This window comes from Pseudomonas sp. Tof1, assembly GCF_055390395.1.
This window is the reverse complement of record NZ_AP024344.1, coordinates 6,220,504-6,239,172: the sequence shown is the minus strand read 5'-3', so window position 1 is coordinate 6,239,172 and position 18,669 is coordinate 6,220,504. Positions and strand designations below refer to the sequence as shown.

The window sequence follows — 18,669 nt, the reverse complement described above, 5'->3', positions numbered from 1 at the left end:
TTGGTATTGCCCTACACCGATATCCCGGCGCTTTCATTGGCGAGCCCGCCCAGGGTGAGGGGCGCTCGGGGCTATCGACATGGACTCCAGAGATCTTCCGCTTTCCGTCGTGCCGAGGGTCGAGCCGATGCTTTCCGATGGTCGGGTCCTGCTCGACAGCGGCCTGCTCAAGGCCCTGCGCAAGCAGCATGGCCTGAGCCAGGAAACCCTCGCCGAAGCCTGCCTCAATCGTCATCTGTGCGTCTCCATCGCCTCCATCAAGCGGGCCGAAACCGGCAAGCCGGTGCTGTATCGAACGGCCCGCCACCTGGCGACAGCCTTCGATGTCGACGTCAGCACCCTGCTGGGGCAATCGGCCACCGAGGCCTTGGCCGAAGTCGAAAGCACCATGGCCGAACTGCACGAGCGTCTGTTCCAGGCACCGGAATACGCGATGACGCGCTACGTCCTGGAGTTGTGCTTTGTCACCGATGAAGGCGCGCGTTCGGCGCCGTTGACCGAAGGCATCGAGCGGTTGATCCAGCAGTTTGGTGGCGTCTGCATCGGCAATGCCCAGGGCCTGGTCATTGCCCGGTTCGGTTCGCCCCAGGCCTACCGCAGTGACAGCGAACGGGGCCTGCTGTGTGCCCTGGCGTTGAGCCGCGAGCAGTTTGTCCGGGGCGGGCACGGGATCGTGCTGCGGCTGGTGCGCGAGCACGAGGCGATGCCGCTCGAGGTCCTGGCCCAGGTCCACCATGTGTTTCCCTCCCTGTATGGCAACGCGCCGGTGCATGTCGCGCAGGACCTGATCGAACAACTGGCCCTGCGCTTCGAATTCGCCGCGGCCGACCCGGTGTTGCCCAGCTATCGCAAATGCCTGCGCCTGCGAAGCCTCGACGACAATGCGCCGCGGCCGTTGGTGGGCCGGGCGATCGAGCTGTTGCAGTTCAAGGGCGTGATCGAGGCCGCCGAGGAATGCCAGGACGGTCATGTGGTTTACCTGCGTGGCATGGCCGGTATCGGCAAGACCCGGCTGGTCAGCGAGTTCTGCGAAATGGCCCGGCAGGGCGGGTTCGTCTGTCATCGTGGCGATGTGCTGGATTTCGGCATGGACCATGGCCTCTGGCCCCTCGGCCAACTGGTCCTCAGCCTGCTGGGCCTGGGGACTGCGGAGCCGGTTCAGGCACAGGCCCTGGAGGTGGCGGTGAGCCGGTTGAAACTGGCCGAGCCGTCGCTGATGTTTCTGCAGATGCTCACGGGTGTTCAGTACGTCGATCGCGCGTTCAAGGCACAGCAGGCGCTGTACGCGGCGATGGGCGGCGAGGCGCGCTCGCAGGGATTGTTCAACGCGCTGTTGCAACTGCTGTTGCGTGTCGCCGTGCAGCAGCCTTTGCTGATCATCGTCGAAGACCTGCATTGGGGCGACAGCGGCCTGTTGGCGATGCTCGGTCGGCTGCTCGATGCCAGCCGCGAAGCGCCGATTGTCTGGCTGCTCACCTCGCGCCCCGAAGGCGACCCGCTGGAAAGCGAACTGCGCCCGCGTTGCGCCAGCCCCATGAGCCTTCTGGAACTCGCGCCGATCCGCCCGCGTGAGGCGACGGTACTGGCCGAGCAGTTCGTCGACGTCGACCCGGCCTATCGCGCCGACTGCGTGGTGCGGGCCCAGGGCAACCCGCTGTACCTGACGCAGTTGTTGTCGAGCCAGGAGCGGATTGTCCCCGACAGCCTGCGGCACCTGATCCAGACGCGGGTGGAACGTTTCACGCCGTCGCAGCGCCGGGCCCTGCATTACGCCGCGGTGTTCGGCAACCGTTTCGAGCTGGCGCTGTGGCGCGAGGCGCTGGCCCAGCCCGACTACGTGCCCGAGGCGCAATGGCGCCAGAGCCTGCTGCGGGAGGTCGAGCCGGGCAGCTACAGGTTCGTCCACGATCTGGTCATGCACTGCCTCTACGATGCGATGCCGCAGGTATTGCGCGACCAATTGCACCGCGAGGTGGCCTCGCTCTACCGCCAGCGCGACCAGGCGCTGTGTGCCCAGCACCTGCTGCGGGCCAACGCACCGGAGGCGTTCGACGCGCTGCTGCTGGCCATGGCGGAAAAACTGCAGAACTGCCAGTACGAGTCGGTCCTCGCCCTCGGCCAGCAGGCGGTGGGCCTGGGCAAGCGCGGCGAGGCCAGCTTCGACCTGGCGCACCGTTGCGCCCAGGCGTGTTCGGGGCTGGGGCGGACGTTGCAGGCCCGCACGCACTTTCAACAGGCGCTGATGCTGGCGGCCCGGGGGAGGAGCGCATCGAGGCGGCACTGGGGCTGGCCTCGGTATTGAACACCCTCGACTGCCTGGAGGAAGAAGAGCGCCTGATCGAACAGATCCTGCCGGTGGCACACAGCCTGCGGGCGCACACGGCGCTCGCCCGGCTGTATCACCTGCGCGGCAATATCTACTTCCCCCGTGGCGACTATGCCGAGTGTCGGCGCCTGCACGAAGAGTCGCTGTCCTTTGCGCGGATCGGCAAGCACCTGGAAACCCAGGCCAAGGCCCTCAGCGGCATTGGCGATTCCTACTATGCCCAGGGCAGCATGCAGACGGCCTGCGAAGTGTTCGACCAATGCGTGCGCCTGTGCGAGCGCCATGAGCTGGTGCAGGTGGAAGCGGCCAATCGCAGTGCCCGTGGTTCGGCGCGTTTTTATCTGGGACAGCCGGAGCTGGCCCTGCAGGACGCCATGCAGGCTGTCGCCGGCAGCCGCCGGATCGGCAACCACCGCGCCGAAGTGTTCTCCCGGCTGACGGCGGCCTGGGTCCTGCTGGCGTCGGGTGAGGAGGTGAGGGCGCAGCAGGAACTGTCCGAAGCCCTGGAGTTGGCGCGCAACCTGGGCGCCAGCCGTTTCGAGGTGCTTGTGCTGGAGGGGCTGGCGCGGGTGGCGCTGTGCCAGGGCGAGCGCGAACAGGCCCAGGCACTGATCCTGGCAGCGGTGGAGCGGGTCGAGCGCTTCGACCTGCAGCGCTACATCGGCCCCTGGGTCTATGGCAGCCAGGCCCTGATGCTGGATGATGCAGCCCTCAAGCGCCAGGCCCTGCAGCGGGGAGAGGCGTTACTGGACCAGGCGTGCCTGGCCCATAACACCCTGCGCTTTCGGGTGAGCGCGGCCGAGGTCTGCCTGCTCGCGGGCGATTTCGAGCAGGCCGTCGGGCACGGGCAGCAGATGGCGCTGCTGCCCGAGTCCGCGTCCTGTGCCTGGGTGCGTCACCATGTACGGCTGATCGGTGCGGCGGCACAGTGGCTGCAACACACCGATCAGGTCAGTGCCCAGGCGTTGCGGGCAATCCGCCGCGACGCCGAAGCACTCGGTTTCGTGGCGACCATGCCTCTTCTGATCAGTAGTTTGAATGCTTCATCCCGACAGTCAGACTTGTCCGCTGAGTAAATTCAAGGACGATTCAGATATTCGCGTAGAGAATTTTCAAAAACAACAGCCTGGCCGCACAGTGTTTTTACTTGTGCCCAGTTCGTGCGGACACTATCGGCGTTCTCCCTATAGGCTCGAACGCTTTTCCTGATGCGGTTCGCTTTCGGCAGTCGCTCCAGCGCATCCTCCAACGCAGGGTTGCATTCTGCGTCAGCGCAAAGCGGATGCTCCTCGGGAAGTATGGCGGTTGCCAGCCAACTTCCTGTCGATTGTGCCGGTAGGCACCAGAGGGTTTTGGCGTCTGGTGTCGTTGGCGACAACCAACTCCTCATCATTGCTTCGAGTTGTGCACAGGTATCCGCGACCGGTGGGCAAGGCTGGTTGCAGGGTAACGGCCGCCAGTTTTTCTGACGTGCCATCTCTTCTATCGCCGGGCCACAGTCGGCATAGCGTTTGAGCGCCACGTCGGTATCCAGATGAATGATGAACAGGTCGTAACCTTCCAGCGTCGGGTCCGAACTCAGGGGGCCGCAATGCCTTTCACCAGCGTCCTTGCACCATTTAAGTACACCCGGCCAACCATTTCCTCGCAAGCCCGGTTTCGGCTCGGGCTGAAGCAGTGTCATTTGGAATGGATCCGGAAGAATGGCCCGCAATGCTGCGCTGATCAGCTCATAGTCCGTTGGCCCTTCGGCAATCAGAGCGATGTGCAGCTCAGACATTCGGCACACCTCCCAGGTGCCCCATCAACCAAAGGCGCGATAACGGGTACTCCTCATTCATTGCCCGAAGTTTGTCTGACAGCTCCAGCCTGCGTACCCGGGTCAGTCCTTCGCTATTACGTTCCACGACAAACAGCCGAACATCAGGATCCGACAAGTCCAGCCCATCAAGCACCGCTGGGTTATGTGCGGTAAAGAGCATTTGCCGTTCTGGCCCGTTGTGCTTCAGCCAGCCGGCCAGGCGTGCTGTCAGGCGTGCGACCAGTCTTGGGTTGAGCGCCTGATCCAGGTTGTCGATGGCAAAAAGTCTGGGGGCAGACGGCAATAGACAAAGAAGTGCGCAGAATATGACATAGAGGGCACCCTCACTGGCGTCATAGGCTGTCAACTCGTTGCGGCTTTTGTGCATATGGCGATCGGTGAATTTCAGCATCCATTTGGTTCGCGGAACCTTGGGGGAGAGTAATGCTGAACCCCGTGTCGTGGCCTGGACGTCTGAAACCCAGTCGATCAACTCAAGAACTTCATCCAGTACCTCGCTGTCATCAAGCAGCTTGCTCAGCTCTGAAAAACCCTCAGCCAACTGACCACCACTAAGGCCTACCGGTGCCCGTGGCTGCATGTCCGGTACCGTCCCGCGCAGAGTCGGAGTATTCGGGCAGTAGATCGCATATTCCTGCAGGCACTTCATCAACTGCGCTGCCGGGTTTGCCTGTTCTATCTCGACCAGTCGCAACGCCGCCAGGCCAGCTTGCGGATTGAGGTTCTTCTTGTTGCGTACACCGTCGGAAACAATGTCCTGAACCCCATCTTTCAGGACTTCGGTCTTGTAGGTCCACGCCGGCTCCGGCGATTCCAGAGGATTGAGCAGAGAGACACGGTAAAGTTGTTCGCAGCAGCCTTCTGCACTGATACCGATATGCGCCGGGGTCCGTTTGGTGGTAAACGAACTTTTGAACAGCCGTGGTACCCCTGCCCGTACGCCACGACGCAACAATGCCTCATCATCGACAACCCCGTTGGCAGCGGAGCCCAGCACTCCTATCGCTTCCAGGATATTGCTTTTGCCCACGCCGTTGGCGCCAATGAAACAGTTGACACGACCTAGTTCAACCGTTTCCGAATGGATGGACTTGAAACCATCAACATGAATGGTTTTGACGATCATGGCGTACCTGTCATTGAAGTTGGCGGAGATACTGGGCTCAGGCACTGTGCCCTCCTATCAGGACGCGTGCATATCCAGTCGGGTACTGTACAACGTTCTGAGCTGGCTCTCAGCTAGCAGTGAGCTGACACCTTCGTTCCGGTGTTGCCTCAGCCAAACCGCTGCTCCAGCAGAAAATCGACGAACGCCCTGAGCCGCAGCGGCACGTGCCGGCCATGGGGATAGAGCAGGGTGAAAGGGCGCGAGCGGCCGGCGAAAGGCTGCAGCACCTCCACCAGCGAACCCTCGGCCAGTTCCTTCTCGACGATGAAGCGGTAGGTCTGGAACAGGCCGGCACCATGTCGGGCCAGCGTCACACCGCCCAGCACGTCTTCCGAACAGCAGTAGCCGCTGTCGGCCAGCACCTCGCGGTCCTTGCCATCTTCCCTGAACAGCCAGGTGATGCGCCGCCCGTTGCTGGGCAGTTCGAACTGGATGCACTCATGGTCCTGCAAGTCCTCCAGCTGTCGCGGCGTCCCGGCCCGGCGCAGATAGTCGGGGCTGGCGACCACCACCAGTGCCGCATCCTCCAGATGCCGGGCGATCAGCCCGGAGTCGGGCAGCACCCGTACCCGGATCGCCAGGTCGTAGCCTTCCTCGACGAAATCGATGTTGCGGTTGCTGATATGCGTCTCGACCTGTACTGCCGGGTAGCGCGCGCGAAAGGCCGGCAGCAGGGGCAGCAGGCGATGGTGGGCGTAGGTGGTGGGAATGCTGATGCGCAGGGTGCCGGCCGGCTCCTGCTGTTTGCCCATGACCTCGCGCTGGGCCTCGGACAGTTGCGTCAGCGCCTGTCGACACTGCTCGAAGTAGGCCCGACCGCCTTCGGTCAGGCGAATGCTGCGGGTGGTGCGGGTAAACAGGCGCACGCCCAGGCGCTGCTCCATGCGCGAGATCGACCGGCTCACGGCCGCCGGCGTGACGCCGGCCACCGCGGCCGCACCGGTGAAACTGCCGGCTTCGGCGGCCAGGCAGAACAGCTCGATACTGCCGAGCAGGATGTCGTCGAATTGTCTTCGCATGCTGGATGGCACCCGGGACCCAAGGGGGAATGGCTAGTGAAATACCGCGACTGGCCCGCTGGCGCAATCTTTCGTCTCCCACAGGGGCCGCGCCGAACGCAAAACGAGGGTATCCCCCTAACCGTAGGAGGGTGGCTTGCCCGCGAACACGCCCTCAAGCCTTGCGCAAAACCATGGAGTCCGCGCAGGTGGAACGCTCGGGTGAACCCCAAGCGAACTTTGCCGGTCTTGCGGGACTCAGTTCCTTACAGTGACCGCCGAAGAGGAATTGCGCCGTGCCCGGATTCAAGCTGGCCATCGTCTTGTCGACCTTCCTGCTAGCCGTCAGTTGCGGAGTTGGCGCCGCTCCCGCCGCCACGCCCCAGGCTCCGCCCGAGCCGCTGGTGCAGGGTGGCCTGCTGGGCGCCCTCAGTTCCAGTATCGAGGAGGTCCAGGACAAGCTCGACCTCAACGACAACCTGCTGGACGCCTGGCGCCTGCGAGCCGACCGGGCGGCTGATGAAATGGATCGGCTGGTCAGCCAGACCGTCGAGCGTTCGCCCTGGAGCGTGGCCGCCGACTTCCTGCTGCTGTCGCTGGTGTGGATCGGCAGTTTCGCCGGGCTGAGTCTGCTCGGCCGGTTCGCCGCCCGCCGGCTTAACCGCCAGCCACTGTTGCTCAATCGCGAACGCGGCCGCTCGCTGGTGGGCTACCTCCTGCCCTACATGTTGCCAGCCCTGGCCAGCCTGCCGCTGACCCTCTATGCCAGTCATCTGCTGCCGGTCTCGGTGGGCCGCGCCCTGGCGCTGTGCCTGGCCTATGCCACCAGCAGCGGGGTGTTCTCCACCGGGTTGCTGCTGTGCCTGAGCGTGCTGTTCGATCTTGGCCACAAGCGCCAGGCGGTGCGGGTCATCCGCAGCTACAGTCCGCGCCCGCTGTTCCTGATCGGTTTCCTGGCGGCCCTCAGCGATGCGCTCACCAGCCCGCAGATCGCCCGGCAACTGGGCGGCAATATCACCAGCAGCGTCGCCGTGTTCACCGGGCTGTTCGCCTCGCTGTGTTTCGGTGTGCTGGTGTTCCGCCTGCGTCGCCCGGTGGCCCACCTGATCCGCAATCGGCCCCTGGCCCAGCGCCTGCGCCAGCCGGCACTGCAGGAGTCGCTGCGGATCTTCTCCGGCCTGTGGTACTGGCCGATCCTGCTGATGGTGCTGGTCTCGGTGGTGAACCTGATCGGTGCCGGCGAAGACAGCCAGAAGGCCTTGCGCTGTGCCTTGCTGACCACCGTACTGCTGATCGGCACGGTGTTTCTCAGCACCATCATCCAGCACCTGTTCAAGGGCCGCAGCGCCGGGGCGATCCAGCGCAGCAGCGTGTACAAGGAGCGTCTGCTGAGCCTGTTGCATGCGCTGTTGCGGATTGCCCTGGCGGTGACCTTCATCGAATTGCTCGGGCGGATCTGGGGGCTGTCGCTCTACGAGTTCGCCGCCCAGAACTCCGTGGGGCGGGCGATCAGCGATGCTCTGAGTCGCATCGGCCTGATCCTGCTGGCCACCTGGTTGCTGTGGGTGGTGCTCGACACGGCGATCCAGGAAGCGCTGAAGCCGCCGATCAACCCGCGCTCCTCGCGCCAGCCGAGCATGCGGGTGAAAACCATCCTGCCGTTGCTGCGCAATGCGGTGAAGATCATCCTCGTGGTGATCTGCACCATCACCACCATGGCCAACCTGGGGATCAACGTTGCGCCACTGCTGGCGGGGGCCGGGGTGGTCGGGCTGGCGATCGGCTTCGGTTCCCAGCAACTGGTGCAGGATGTGATCACCGGCCTGTTCATCATCATCGAGGACACCCTGTCGATCGGCGACTGGGTGGTGCTCGACTCCGGCCACGCCGGCACGGTGGAGGGGTTGACCATCCGCACCCTGCGCCTGCGTGACGGCAAGGGTTTCGTCCATTCGGTGCCGTTCGGCCAGATCAAGGCGGTCACCAACCAGTCGCGGCAATTCGCCTTTGCCTTCTTCTCGGTGCAGTTCACCTACGACACCGATGTCGACAAGGCCACCGCGCTGATTCGCGAGGCCGGGCGGATGATCAGCGAGGACAGCTTCCTCAAGTTCAACCTGCAGGGGCCGCTGGAGGTATTCGGGGTGGACCGGATGGATTTGAATGGCGTGGTGCTGACGGCACAGTTCCGCACGGTATCCGGTGGGCAGTACGCGGTGAGCCGGGCATTCAACGAGCGCTTGAAGAAGCTGGTGGATCAGAGCCCCTGGGTGCACTTCGCGCAGACTTATCCACAGACGGTGATGTTGCCGAACCGCACACCGCCGCAGGAAGAGGTGGCGCCAAAACCGGAAGGCGGGGCGGTGCTGCTGCCTGGGGAACGGGTGCAGACTCAGTGATTCGGGGTGCCTGTCCTGGCCCTTTGGCAGATGAATCCGGCCCCACAAGTGCTCGCGTCGTGCATGAATCCTGCGAACCACGCTGACACTGTGGGAGCCGGATTCATCCGCGAAGAGGCCCTTCAGTCTTTTCTAATGCCGGATCAGCTTTTGTTTGACCTCATTCGCTGCCGGCTGCTCTAGTTCCAGCCAGAACAGCTGTTTGCCGGCGATTTCGGCGGCTGCGGGTATCCCATCGCGATACACCAGCCGATTACCTGCCAACGCCGGCACCTTGCTGCCCGGCAACAAGGTGCCGGCCAGGTTCAGCGGGTCGGCGCCACATACCGCGACCAGGCTGCCATCCAGGGGTCGACGACGAACCTCGCGCAACAAGGGAATGGCCTCGGGCAAGGCGAACTGTTCTCCGGCCAGGCCACTGACGAAGCGCCCGCCCCGAATCTCGCCACGGGCTTCCAGGCGATGGAGGGTGCGCAGCAGCTCGCGCCAGCTCGGCAGCCATTCCGCTTCCCGTTCCAGCAGCCGCCAGAACACCACGCCATAGCGGCGCAGCAGGGTCCTGGCGATATGCTCGAGGGTTTCTTCCGGCAAGCGATCAGTTGCCTCGGCCGGGGAGCGGCGCAACAAGGCCCAGCGTCCGGCGTCCTCCATCCCGCCGACCAGCGGCCCACGCCCGCGCCGCGCGCCCCGAGCCTGGCGTTTGCTGGCCGGTGTGATCAGCGCCCGCAGCCCGGCGAAGCTGTCGGCGTTCACCAGCCCGGCGCCGACCAGTTCCTGCAGCGCGGCCTCCAGTTCGGTCGGCAGCAGATGGGCCTCGTGCAGCAGTTCGTCGAAGAACAACGCGCCGTGCTGGCTCAGTGCGGCATGGACCTTGAGGGTGCGCGGTGACAGCTCCTCGATCGCGGTCTGTTGCGCCAGGCTGCTCCACCGCGCCACCTGGGGCCGCGGCAGCAACACGACCGGGGTGCTGCGCAGCGTCATCGCCGCACCCTTGCCGCGGGCGTTGAGCCGCATCCACACCAGCTTGCCCGAGCGGCACAACTCATCCAGCCAGCTCGACGAATAATCCTTCAGGCGGGCATTGAGCAGTTCGCTGTCCCAGGCGCCGGCGGCTGCGGCATAACCTTCGAGCTGGCTGACGATCGCTGGCAGGGCGGCATTGCCGCGGGCCTGGCTGGCGCTGGAGAGGTGCTGCCAGTCGAACAGGAAACGCATGAAGTCCTGCAGGCTGACCGGTTCGATTTCCCGCCGCAGGCGCTTGACCGTATAGCGATGAATGCGCGCCAGCAGATGCCGTTCGCACCACTGTTCGGTGCTGGCGCCAGGGCTGAAACGGCCGCGCAACACATAACCCTCTCCCTCCAGTTTCGCCAGGGCCTGGGCCACCGTGGTGTCGTCCAGGGCCAGCGGCCGGGCGATCTGCGCCAGCGACAACGGGCCAAAGCCACTGAGGCGGGCGCGGACCACCTCGACGGCGGCCTCGTCGCGGTCGCGGTTGCGCTCGAATTCCGCCAGCGGTTGTAACGCCGGTTGCAGTGCGGCCTGTGGATAAAGGGCCCGCAGGCAGCCCAGGCGCTCCAGGGCCACCCAGCCGCCCTGGCCGTCGAGTAGTTGCAGGCGGGTGGCGCGCCCACTGTCAGCCAGGGCCTGGAGCCAGTCCGCCCAGTGCGTGTTGTCCGCCACCTCGGCATCGCTGATCAGCGCCAGGCTCATCAGCGCTTCGTGCATTTCGTCGACACTGGCCGGTTGTGGCCAGGCTTCTGCCCGCACCGCGTTGATCGCGTCGCCGTCCAGTGCGCCCAGATCGTCGGTACTCTGCGGGTCGCTCCAGCGGCGGTTGAGCACGGCCTGGGTCCGGCGCTCCTCCAGTGGCGCGTCGTCGAGAAAGGTGTAGGGCTTGGCGTTGAGGATCTCCGCCGCCAGGGGCGAGGGCGCCGGCAGGTCGCGGGCGATCAGGCGGATGTCACCGGCCTCCATGCGCCGTAGCAGGGCCAGCCAACCCTCGCTGTCCATGGCTTCGTGCAGGCAGTCGTCGAGGGTTTGCCGTACCAGCGGGTGATCGGGAATCTCCCGTTCGCCGGCGAGGTTTTCCAGGCAGGCGATCTGGTCGGGGAAGACGCAGGCGGTCAGGTCCTCGCCTTTCATCCGCTGTATCTGCGGCGGCACCTTGCGCCCGCCGACGAAGCGCGGCAAGGCCAGCGCGACCCCGGCATTCCAGCGCCAGCGCACGCCGAACAGCGGTGCGTCGAGCAGCGCCTGGACGAGGATCTGCTCGGCGCTCTGGCTACGCAGGTAACGCCAGACTTCCTCCAGGGCGAAGCTGTGGCTGGTGGACAGCGACAGCACGATGGCGTCCTCGCTGGCCGCTGCCTGCAATTCGAAGTTGAACGTGCGGCAGAAACGCTTGCGCAGGGCCAGGCCCCAGGCGCGGTTGACCCGGCTGCCGAAGGGGCTGTGGATAACCAGCTGGGTGCCGCCGGATTCGTCGAAGAACCGCTCCATCAGCAGGGTATCCTGCGACGGCAGCGCGCCGAGGGCCTGGCGGGCGCGGGCCAGGTATTCGACGATCTGCTCGGCGCTGGCCAGGTCCAGGCCGAGCTCATGGCACAACCAGTCCAGGCTCGGCCGCAGATTACCCGGCGTGGCCCCCAGCAACTCGTCCAGCTGGCTGCGCAGGCGCGCCACGGCAAACGACAGTTCGTTGCTGCGTCCGGGCGCTTCGCCGAGCCAGAACGGAATGCTCGGCGGCTGGCCTTGGGCATCCTCGACCCGCACCCGGCCGGTCTCCACCCGTAAAATCCGATAGGAATGGTTGCCCAACTGGAAGACATCGCCGGCGATGCTCTCCACGGCGAAATCCTCATTGACGGTGCCGATGTTCAGCCCCTGGGGTTCGAGCAGCACGGCGTAGTCGGCGTTGTCCGGAATGGTCCCGCCGCTGGTCAGCGCCGTCAGCTGGGCGCCGCGCCTTCCGCGCAGGGTGCGGGCCACGCTATCGCGGTGCAGGTAGGCGCTGCGCAGACCCTGGCGACTGTTGAAGCCCTCGGCGAGCATCTGCAGCAGTGCCTGGTAGGTCTGTTCGTCGAGTTCGGCGTAGGGGCTGGCGCGGCGGATCATCGCCAGCAGCGCCGCTTCCTGCCATTGCTGGCAACTGACTTCGGCGACGATCTGCTGTGCCAGCACATCCAGCGGCGCGCGGGGAATCAGCAGGACATCGAGCTCGCCGCGGCGTACGCAGTCGAGCAGGGCGGCACATTCGAGCAGGTCGTCGCGGCTGGTCGGGAACAGCCGGCCCTTGGGCGTGCCGCCGACCTGATGGCCGGAGCGGCCGACCCGTTGCAGAAACGCCGAGATCGAGCCCGGCGAGCCGATCTGGCAGACCAGCTCGACTTCGCCGATGTCGATGCCCAGTTCCAGCGACGCGGTGGCGACCAGTACTTGCAACTCGCCGCGCTTGAGACGCTGCTCGGCCTCCAGCCGGTGCGCCTTGGCCAGGCTGCCGTGGTGGGCGGCGACGGCCTGCTGGCCCAGGCGCTCGCTCAGGTGGCGGGTCAGGCGTTCGGCCAGGCGCCGGGTATTGACGAACACCAGGGTGGTGCGATGTTCGCGGGCCAGTTCGGCGAGCCGGTCGTAGACCTGTTCCCAGACGTCGTTGGCCATCACCGCGCTCAACGGCACCCTGGGTACTTCGAGGGCCAGGTCGCGCGGGCGGGCGTGGCCGATATCGATGATTTCGCAGGGGCGCCGGGTGCCGACCAGGAAGCGTGACACCGCGTCGATCGGCTTCTGCGTGGCGGACAGGCCGATCCGCAGCAGCGGTTCGCCGCACAATGCCTGCAGGCGCTCCAGGCTCAGTGCCAGGTGGCTGCCGCGCTTGCTGGCGGCGATGGCATGGATTTCGTCGACGATCACTGTGCGGGTGCTGGCGAGCATGCGTCGCCCGGACTCGGAGCCGAGCAGCACATACAGCGATTCCGGAGTGGTGACCAGGATGTGCGGCGCACTCTTGCGCATCTGCACACGCTCCCGGTCCGGGGTATCGCCGGTGCGCACCGCGGTATCGATCCGCAAGGGCGGCAGGCCCTGGCGCTCGAGTTCGGCGGTGATCCCGGCCAGCGGCTCCTGCAGGTTGATGCGGATATCGTTGGAGAGCGCCTTGAGCGGCGAGACGTAGACCACCCGGGTTTCGGCTGGCAGCTTGCCACCTTGGGCGAGGCCCTGGCGCACCAGCTCGTCGATCACCGCGAGAAAGGCCGTGAGGGTCTTGCCGGAGCCGGTGGGCGCGGCGATCAGGGTCGACCGGCGCTGACCGATGAGCGGCCAGGCACGGGCCTGGGCGGCGGTGACGTCCGGGAAGGTGTGGCGAAACCAGGCGCTGACGGCCGGGTGAAAACCCGCCAGGGCGCCGGGGACCGATTCGGGAAGGTTCATACTGTCCTTTATGCGGCCGCCGGCCGCAGGTTGCAAGCGGGACCGGCCGACCGTGCCTCCCGGCACTTTCTCCGTGACGATTGCCTCCAAAACCCGCAAAATGCAACGATTGTGGTTATCGCCAGTGGGAAACCCCCGGTTTTCCGTACACCTTCATCGTTCTGAACTGATTCTGGGCCAGCTGACTCTATGCGAATGCGCCTTATGTTATTGGGCGGCGGGAATGCCCTCGGGCAGGCGCTGATTCGCCTGGGTGCGGAGGAAGACATCAGTTTCCTCGCCCCCCGCCCGCCGCAGGACGGCTGGGACGCCGCGAGCCTGACGCAACTGCTGGACGACACCCGTCCGGATGCGTTGATCAACCTCGCCTACTATTTCGACTGGTTCCAGGCCGAAACGGTCAGCGAAACCCGCCTGGCCGGCCAGGAGAGTGCGGTCGAGCGTCTGGCCGAACTTTGCCAGCATCACAACATCATCCTCGTCCAACCCTCCAGCTATCGGGTTTTCGATGGCTCGCGGGCGACCGCCTACAGCGAAAAGGACGAGCCGGTCCCCCTCGGCCTGCGTGGCCAGGCCCTGTGGCGCATCGAGCAGAGCGTGCGGGCGACCTGTCCGCAGCACGTGCTGTTGCGTTTCGGCTGGCTGCTGGATGACAGCACCGACGGTTCCCTGGGGCGCTTCCTGGCCCGGGCCGAGCAGCCCGAGGAACTGCTGCTCGCCGACGACCGGCGTGGCAACCCGACGCCGGTGGACGATGCCGCGCGGGTGATCATCTCGGTGCTCAAGCAACTCGATTGCGCCGCGCCGCTGTGGGGCACCTATCACTACGCCGGCCATGAGGCGACCACGCCGCTGGCGCTGGGCCAGGCGATCCTCGGCGAAGCGCGCAACTACCGTTCGCTGGCGATCGAGGCACCGACGGCCCAGGCCCACGCGGCCCGTCCGGACGCCGCCGAAGAGCCGCAGCACGCGGTGCTGGCCTGCAAGAAAATCCTTCACACCTTCGGTATCAAGCCCCGCGCCTGGCGCGCCGGGCTGCCGGCTTTACTGGACAGGTTCTATCGTCATGGCTGATGCCCCCATTCTGATCACCGGTGGCGCCGGTTTCATTGGTTCCAACCTGGCCGAGCGGCTGCTGGCAAAGGGTTATTCGATTCGCGTGCTGGACGACCTGTCGACCGGCAAGCGCAGCAACCTGGCCCTGGACGATCCGCGGGTCGAACTGATCGTGGGCGACGTGGCCGATGCCGCGCTCGTCGCCCGGACCATGGTCGGCTGCCAGGCGGTGGTGCACCTGGCGGCGGTGGCTTCGGTGCAGGCCTCGGTGGACGATCCGGTGCGCACTCATCAGAGCAACTTCATCGGCACGCTGAATGTCTGCGAGGCCATGCGCCAGGCGGGCGTCAAGCGGGTGCTGTTCGCGTCGAGCGCGGCGGTGTACGGCAACAACGGCGAAGGCGAGTCGATCGTCGAGGACACGGCCAAGGCGCCGCTGACGCCCTACGCGTCGGACAAGCTGGCCAGCGAATACTACTTCGACTTCTACCGTCGCCAGCATGGCCTGGAACCGGTGATCTTCCGCTTCTTCAACGTTTTCGGACCACGCCAGGACCCTTCCTCGCCGTACTCCGGGGTGATCAGCATTTTCAGCGAACGGGCGGAGAAGGGCCTGCCGATCACCGTGTTCGGCGATGGCGAGCAGACCCGCGATTTCATCTACGTCGGCGACCTGGTGGATGTGCTGGTGCAGGCGCTCGAAGCGCCACGGGTGGAAGAAGGCGCGATCAATGTCGGCCTGAACCGCTCCACCACCCTCAACCAGATGCTGCAGGCGCTGGCCGAAGTGGTCGGGCCGCTGCCACCGGTGAGCTACGCGCCGGCCCGTTCCGGCGATATCCGCCATTCGCGGGCGAACAACCAGCGTCTGCTGGAGCGTTTCGCGTTCCGCGAGCCGACACCGATGAGCGTCGGGCTGGCCCGCCTGCTGGGCCGCTGAGGTCAGTCGGCAGAAACGAAAAAGGCGCCTTTCGAGGCGCCTTTTCGTTGGGCTGGATCAGAACTTGTAGCCCAGGCCGACCATGTAGACCATCGGGTCGACATCGACGTTGACCTTGGCACGGGTGCCGCCGGCCACGGCGTTGTTGTCGACGTAGGCGGTGGTATCGATATCGATGTAGCGGACCTGGGCGTTGATCATCAGCTTGTCGGTGAGCATGTAGTCGGCACCGACCTGCCAGGCCACGCCCCAGGAGTTCTTCGCACGGAAGTTGTCGAAGCCGGCGGCGTTCGCCTCGCTGCCGACGTGCTCGTCGTAGATCCAGGTGTAGTTGATACCCGCGCCCAGGTAAGGCTGGAAGGCCGACTTGGCGTCGAGTGGGTAGTACACCAGGCTCAGGGTCGGCGGCAGGTGCTTGAGGGTACCGAGCTTGCCGTTGGCAGCGCCCAGGGCGGTGTTCTTGATCTTCACGTCATGCTCGAACGGGGTCGCCGCCAGCAGTTCGATACCGAGGTGATCGGTGACCATGTAGGCGAAGTTCAGACCCAACTGGGTGTCGCTGCTCATGGTCGCCTTGCCGCCCAGGTCGGCGCCGGCCAGCGGGCCGCGATCGACCTTGACGCTGGAACTGTCGGCTTTCGGGTTGACCGTGATCGCACCGGCGCGAACGATGATGTCGCCGGCGTCGTGCGCATGGGCAAGTGGAGAGGCGAGGGCGAGCGCAACGAGAGAGGCGCTGAGCAGGGACTTGTGCATGGGGGCTCCAGAGGACGTTTCGAATTCACTGGGGCCAATGGTAAGGAGCGGACCGAACGGGTCCTTGACTCAGCTCAATGAAAGGCCAATGGAGGGGCCTTCCAGGGATTTTTGTGTAGCTATTCGCGGATAAATCCGGCTCCCACAGTTTGTGGTGCACACGGGATTTGCGTTCAACACGATCCCTGTGGGAGCCGGATTCATCCGCGATGAGGTTGCCACCTACCGCAAGACTACCCCCTCAATTCGGCAGCTCGTACACGTAGATCTTCTGCGCCTCCATGCTGTACCCGGCATCCGCCAGCTCACTGGTGCTCGGTTTCACCTGCAACGCCCCCTCGATCCAATACGGCTGGTACAGCTCATCGAGCTTGACCCCCAGTTCGCTGGTCACGTGCACGATCTGGTTCGATGGCGGTGGTGGCACATGGATGCAGGCGCCGAAATACGGCACCAGCAGGAACTCGGTGGTGCGTCCTTCCTCGCTCACTTCCAACGGCACGATGTAACCCGGCAGGCGCACGTGCTGGCCATCGAGGGCCTTGACCACCGGCGCATTGGGCAGGGCCTGCCTGGCCGCCGGCGCGGCCTCGGGGTCCATGTTGCCCAGTTGCGACAGGTCGTGCAGCGGGCGCATGTCGGGTTTTTCCTCGGGCGCATCCGGCGGGATCATCTCCTGCCAGACCAGCTCGCGGATGGCGTCCTTGGCCCAGGTGGGCAGAGCCACCAGCAACAGCAGCGCCAGCAGGGCGCGGGGCAATACGGCTTTCTTCATTGCACAGGGGCTCACAAACGAATGGACAGGCCATCGGCCAGGGACTGTCGATAGGCGCGCCAGGCCGGCACGCTGCCCATCAACAGGGCGGCGACGAGGATACCGCCGAGCAGCGTCCATTCATATTCGCTTGGCCAGGACAGCGGCAGGTAAAGCCCGTAGTTGGACTGCACGTAACCCTGGGCCAGGGCGATGCCCAGGTACAACAGACCAAGCCCGGCCGTCACTCCGGCCAGCGCCAGGGCGAAGGCTTCCAGCACCAGCAGGCTGGCGATATGCCAGGGGCGCGCGCCCACCGAGCGCAGGATCGCCATTTCCCGCCGGCGTTCGTTGAGGCTGGTGAGGATCGCCGTGAGCATGCCGATCAGGCCGGTCAGCACCACGAACAGCGAGACCACGAACAGGGCCTTTTCCGCCGTGCCCATCAGGCTCCAGAGTTCCTGCAGGGCCACGCCCGGCAGGATCGCCAGCATCGGCTCGCCACGGAACTCGTTGATCTCCCGTTGCAGGGCGAAGGTCGCGATCTTGCTCTTGAGGCCGAGCATGAAGGCGGTGATCGCCTGGGGCGTGAGGTCCATGTTGCGCGCCTGGTCGGCGCTGATCCGCCCGGCGCCGTGGGCCGGGACACCGTTGTGCCAGTCGATGTGGATCGCCTCCATGCCGCCGAGGCTGATGTGCAGCGTGCGGTCCACCGGCGTGCCGGTGCGCTTGAGGATGCCGACCACGGTGAACGGCTTGTCATCGTGCTTGACCAGGCTGATCGCGGCGACCCCATGGGCCAGCACCAGCTTGTCGCCGAGCTTGTAGTGCAGGGCCTCGGCGACTTCGGCACCGAGCACCACCTCGAACGGATCGGTGGCGAAGGCGCGGCCGCTGGCCAGTTCGAGGTTCTGCTGGTGGCCGTACTGGTAGTGCTCGAAGTACGCCTCGCTGGTGCCCAGCACCCGGTAGCCGCGGTGCGAGTCGCCGAGGGACATCGGGATCGCCCACTTCACCCGCGGGTCGTTGGCGAAGTGCTCGAAGCTGTCCCAGCGGATATTGTTGGTGGCGTTGCCGATGCGGAACACCGAGTACAGCAGCAGGTTCACCGAGCCGGAGCGGGCACCGACGATCAGGTCGGTGCCGCTGATGGTGCTGGCGAAGCTGGCGCGGGCTTCGGTGCGCACCCGTTCCACCGCCAGCAGCAGGCAGACCGAGAGAGCGATGGCGAAGGCCGTGAGCAGGGCGGTGAAACGGCGGTTGGCCAGGCTGGCCAGGGCCAGTCGTAACAGGTACATCTCAAACCTCCGCGGGCGCGGCCGCGCGATTGAGTTCGGCCAGGGACAGGTGGCGGTCGAACAGCGCTGCCAGGCTCTGGTCATGGCTGACGAACAGCAGGCTGGAGCCGGCCTCGCGGCATTCGGCGAACAGCAGTTGGAGGAAGGCTTCGCGGGCATCGTAGTCGAGGGCCGAGGTCGGCTCGTCGGCGATCACCAGTTCCGGTTGGCCGATCAGTGCGCGGGCGGCGGCGACCCGTTGCTGCTGGCCGATCGACAGCGAGTCGGCACGGCGTTCCAGCAGCGCCGGATCCTTGAGGCCCAGGTGGGCGAGCAGGGTCGCGGCGGCCTGGTCGACACTGCCGTGGCGCTGCGCGGCGCGGCTGGCGCGCAACCTGGAGAAGTGACAGGGCAGCTCGACGTTCTCGCGCACCGAGAGAAACGGCAGCAGGTTGAACTGCTGGAAGATGTAGCCGGTGTGATCGACGCGAAAACGGTCGCGGGCACCGGCGCCCAGTTCGGTCAGTTCCTGGCCGAGCAGGCGGATGCTGCCGCGGCTGGGTTTCTGCACACCGCCGAGCAGGCCGAGCAGGGTGGTCTTGCCACTGCCGCTGGGGCCCTTGAGAAACAGGGTTTCGCCGCGTTCCAGGCGGAACATCGGGATATCCAGCAACTGCGGATGCCCGGGCCAGTTGAAGCCCAGGTCGGACAGTTCGATAAGTGCTTGGGTCATGGAAACCGC

13 protein-coding genes are annotated in these 18,669 nt (G+C 65.5%); 5 read left to right on the top strand and 8 right to left on the bottom strand.

Features of this window, described 5'->3' with window-relative positions; all coding sequences use genetic code 11:
• Window positions 1-127 precede the first annotated feature (127 nt).
• Complete coding sequence (locus tag ACZ5KU_RS28080; RefSeq protein WP_464736558.1) at window positions 128-2,302, top strand: ATP-binding protein; 2,175 nt, start codon at window positions 128-130, stop codon at window positions 2,300-2,302.
• Window positions 2,299-3,402 (top strand): tetratricopeptide repeat protein, encoded by a 1,104-nt coding sequence (locus tag ACZ5KU_RS28075; RefSeq protein ID WP_464736557.1) that lies wholly within the window; start codon window positions 2,299-2,301, stop codon window positions 3,400-3,402. The genes ACZ5KU_RS28080 and ACZ5KU_RS28075 overlap by 4 nt, the downstream gene beginning before the upstream one ends.
• A 2-nt stretch (window positions 3,403-3,404) precedes the next feature.
• On the opposite strand, the gene ACZ5KU_RS28070 is transcribed toward ACZ5KU_RS28075, so the two are convergent.
• The 3 genes from ACZ5KU_RS28070 to ACZ5KU_RS28060 form a co-directional block, all read right to left on the bottom strand.
• Window positions 3,405-4,106, bottom strand: coding sequence for a hypothetical protein (locus ACZ5KU_RS28070; protein WP_081009827.1), 702 nt, complete (start codon window positions 4,104-4,106; stop codon window positions 3,405-3,407).
• Complete coding sequence (locus ACZ5KU_RS28065; RefSeq protein WP_206542424.1) at window positions 4,099-5,274, bottom strand: AAA family ATPase; 1,176 nt, start codon at window positions 5,272-5,274, stop codon at window positions 4,099-4,101. Before ACZ5KU_RS28065 ends, ACZ5KU_RS28070 begins: the two co-directional genes overlap by 8 nt.
• Before the next feature lie 149 nt (window positions 5,275-5,423).
• On the bottom strand, window positions 5,424-6,335 hold the full coding sequence (locus ACZ5KU_RS28060; RefSeq protein WP_054062544.1) for a LysR family transcriptional regulator: 912 nt from the start codon (window positions 6,333-6,335) through the stop codon (window positions 5,424-5,426).
• A gap of 302 nt (window positions 6,336-6,637) precedes the next feature.
• Between ACZ5KU_RS28060 and ACZ5KU_RS28055 the strand changes: the two genes are divergently transcribed.
• Complete coding sequence (locus tag ACZ5KU_RS28055; protein WP_464737440.1) at window positions 6,638-8,713, top strand: mechanosensitive ion channel family protein; 2,076 nt, start codon at window positions 6,638-6,640, stop codon at window positions 8,711-8,713.
• 132 nt (window positions 8,714-8,845) lie between these two features.
• Here ACZ5KU_RS28055 and ACZ5KU_RS28050 read toward each other — a convergent pair whose 3' ends face one another.
• Window positions 8,846-13,144, bottom strand: a complete 4,299-nt coding sequence (locus tag ACZ5KU_RS28050) for an Lhr family helicase (protein WP_464736556.1) — start codon at window positions 13,142-13,144, stop codon at window positions 8,846-8,848.
• Window positions 13,145-13,333: 189 nt separating this feature from the next.
• On the opposite strand from ACZ5KU_RS28050, the gene ACZ5KU_RS28045 reads away from it, so the two are divergent.
• Window positions 13,334-14,218: a sugar nucleotide-binding protein gene (locus ACZ5KU_RS28045; protein WP_162491335.1), complete on the top strand. Its 885-nt coding sequence runs from the start codon at window positions 13,334-13,336 to the stop codon at window positions 14,216-14,218.
• Window positions 14,211-15,140, top strand: a complete 930-nt coding sequence (locus tag ACZ5KU_RS28040; protein WP_054061300.1) for an NAD-dependent epimerase/dehydratase family protein — start codon at window positions 14,211-14,213, stop codon at window positions 15,138-15,140. The genes ACZ5KU_RS28045 and ACZ5KU_RS28040 overlap by 8 nt, the downstream gene beginning before the upstream one ends.
• 57 nt (window positions 15,141-15,197) lie before the next feature.
• Here the strand turns inward: ACZ5KU_RS28040 and ACZ5KU_RS28035 are convergent, their stop codons facing one another.
• The 4 genes from ACZ5KU_RS28035 to ACZ5KU_RS28020 all read right to left on the bottom strand — a co-directional run bounded on the left by ACZ5KU_RS28035 (window position 15,198) and on the right by ACZ5KU_RS28020 (window position 18,660).
• Window positions 15,198-15,896, bottom strand: coding sequence for an OmpW/AlkL family protein (locus tag ACZ5KU_RS28035; RefSeq protein ID WP_054061299.1), 699 nt, complete (start codon window positions 15,894-15,896; stop codon window positions 15,198-15,200).
• A gap of 241 nt (window positions 15,897-16,137) precedes the next feature.
• Window positions 16,138-16,671: a DUF3299 domain-containing protein gene (locus tag ACZ5KU_RS28030; RefSeq protein WP_464736555.1), complete on the bottom strand. Its 534-nt coding sequence runs from the start codon at window positions 16,669-16,671 to the stop codon at window positions 16,138-16,140.
• Window positions 16,672-16,682: 11 nt separating this feature from the next.
• Complete coding sequence (locus ACZ5KU_RS28025; protein WP_054061297.1) at window positions 16,683-17,948, bottom strand: ABC transporter permease; 1,266 nt, start codon at window positions 17,946-17,948, stop codon at window positions 16,683-16,685.
• 1 nt (window position 17,949) lies between these two features.
• A complete protein-coding gene (locus tag ACZ5KU_RS28020) occupies window positions 17,950-18,660 on the bottom strand; it encodes an ABC transporter ATP-binding protein (protein ID WP_464736554.1) in 711 nt (236 codons plus the stop codon).
• Window positions 18,661-18,669 lie beyond the last annotated feature (9 nt).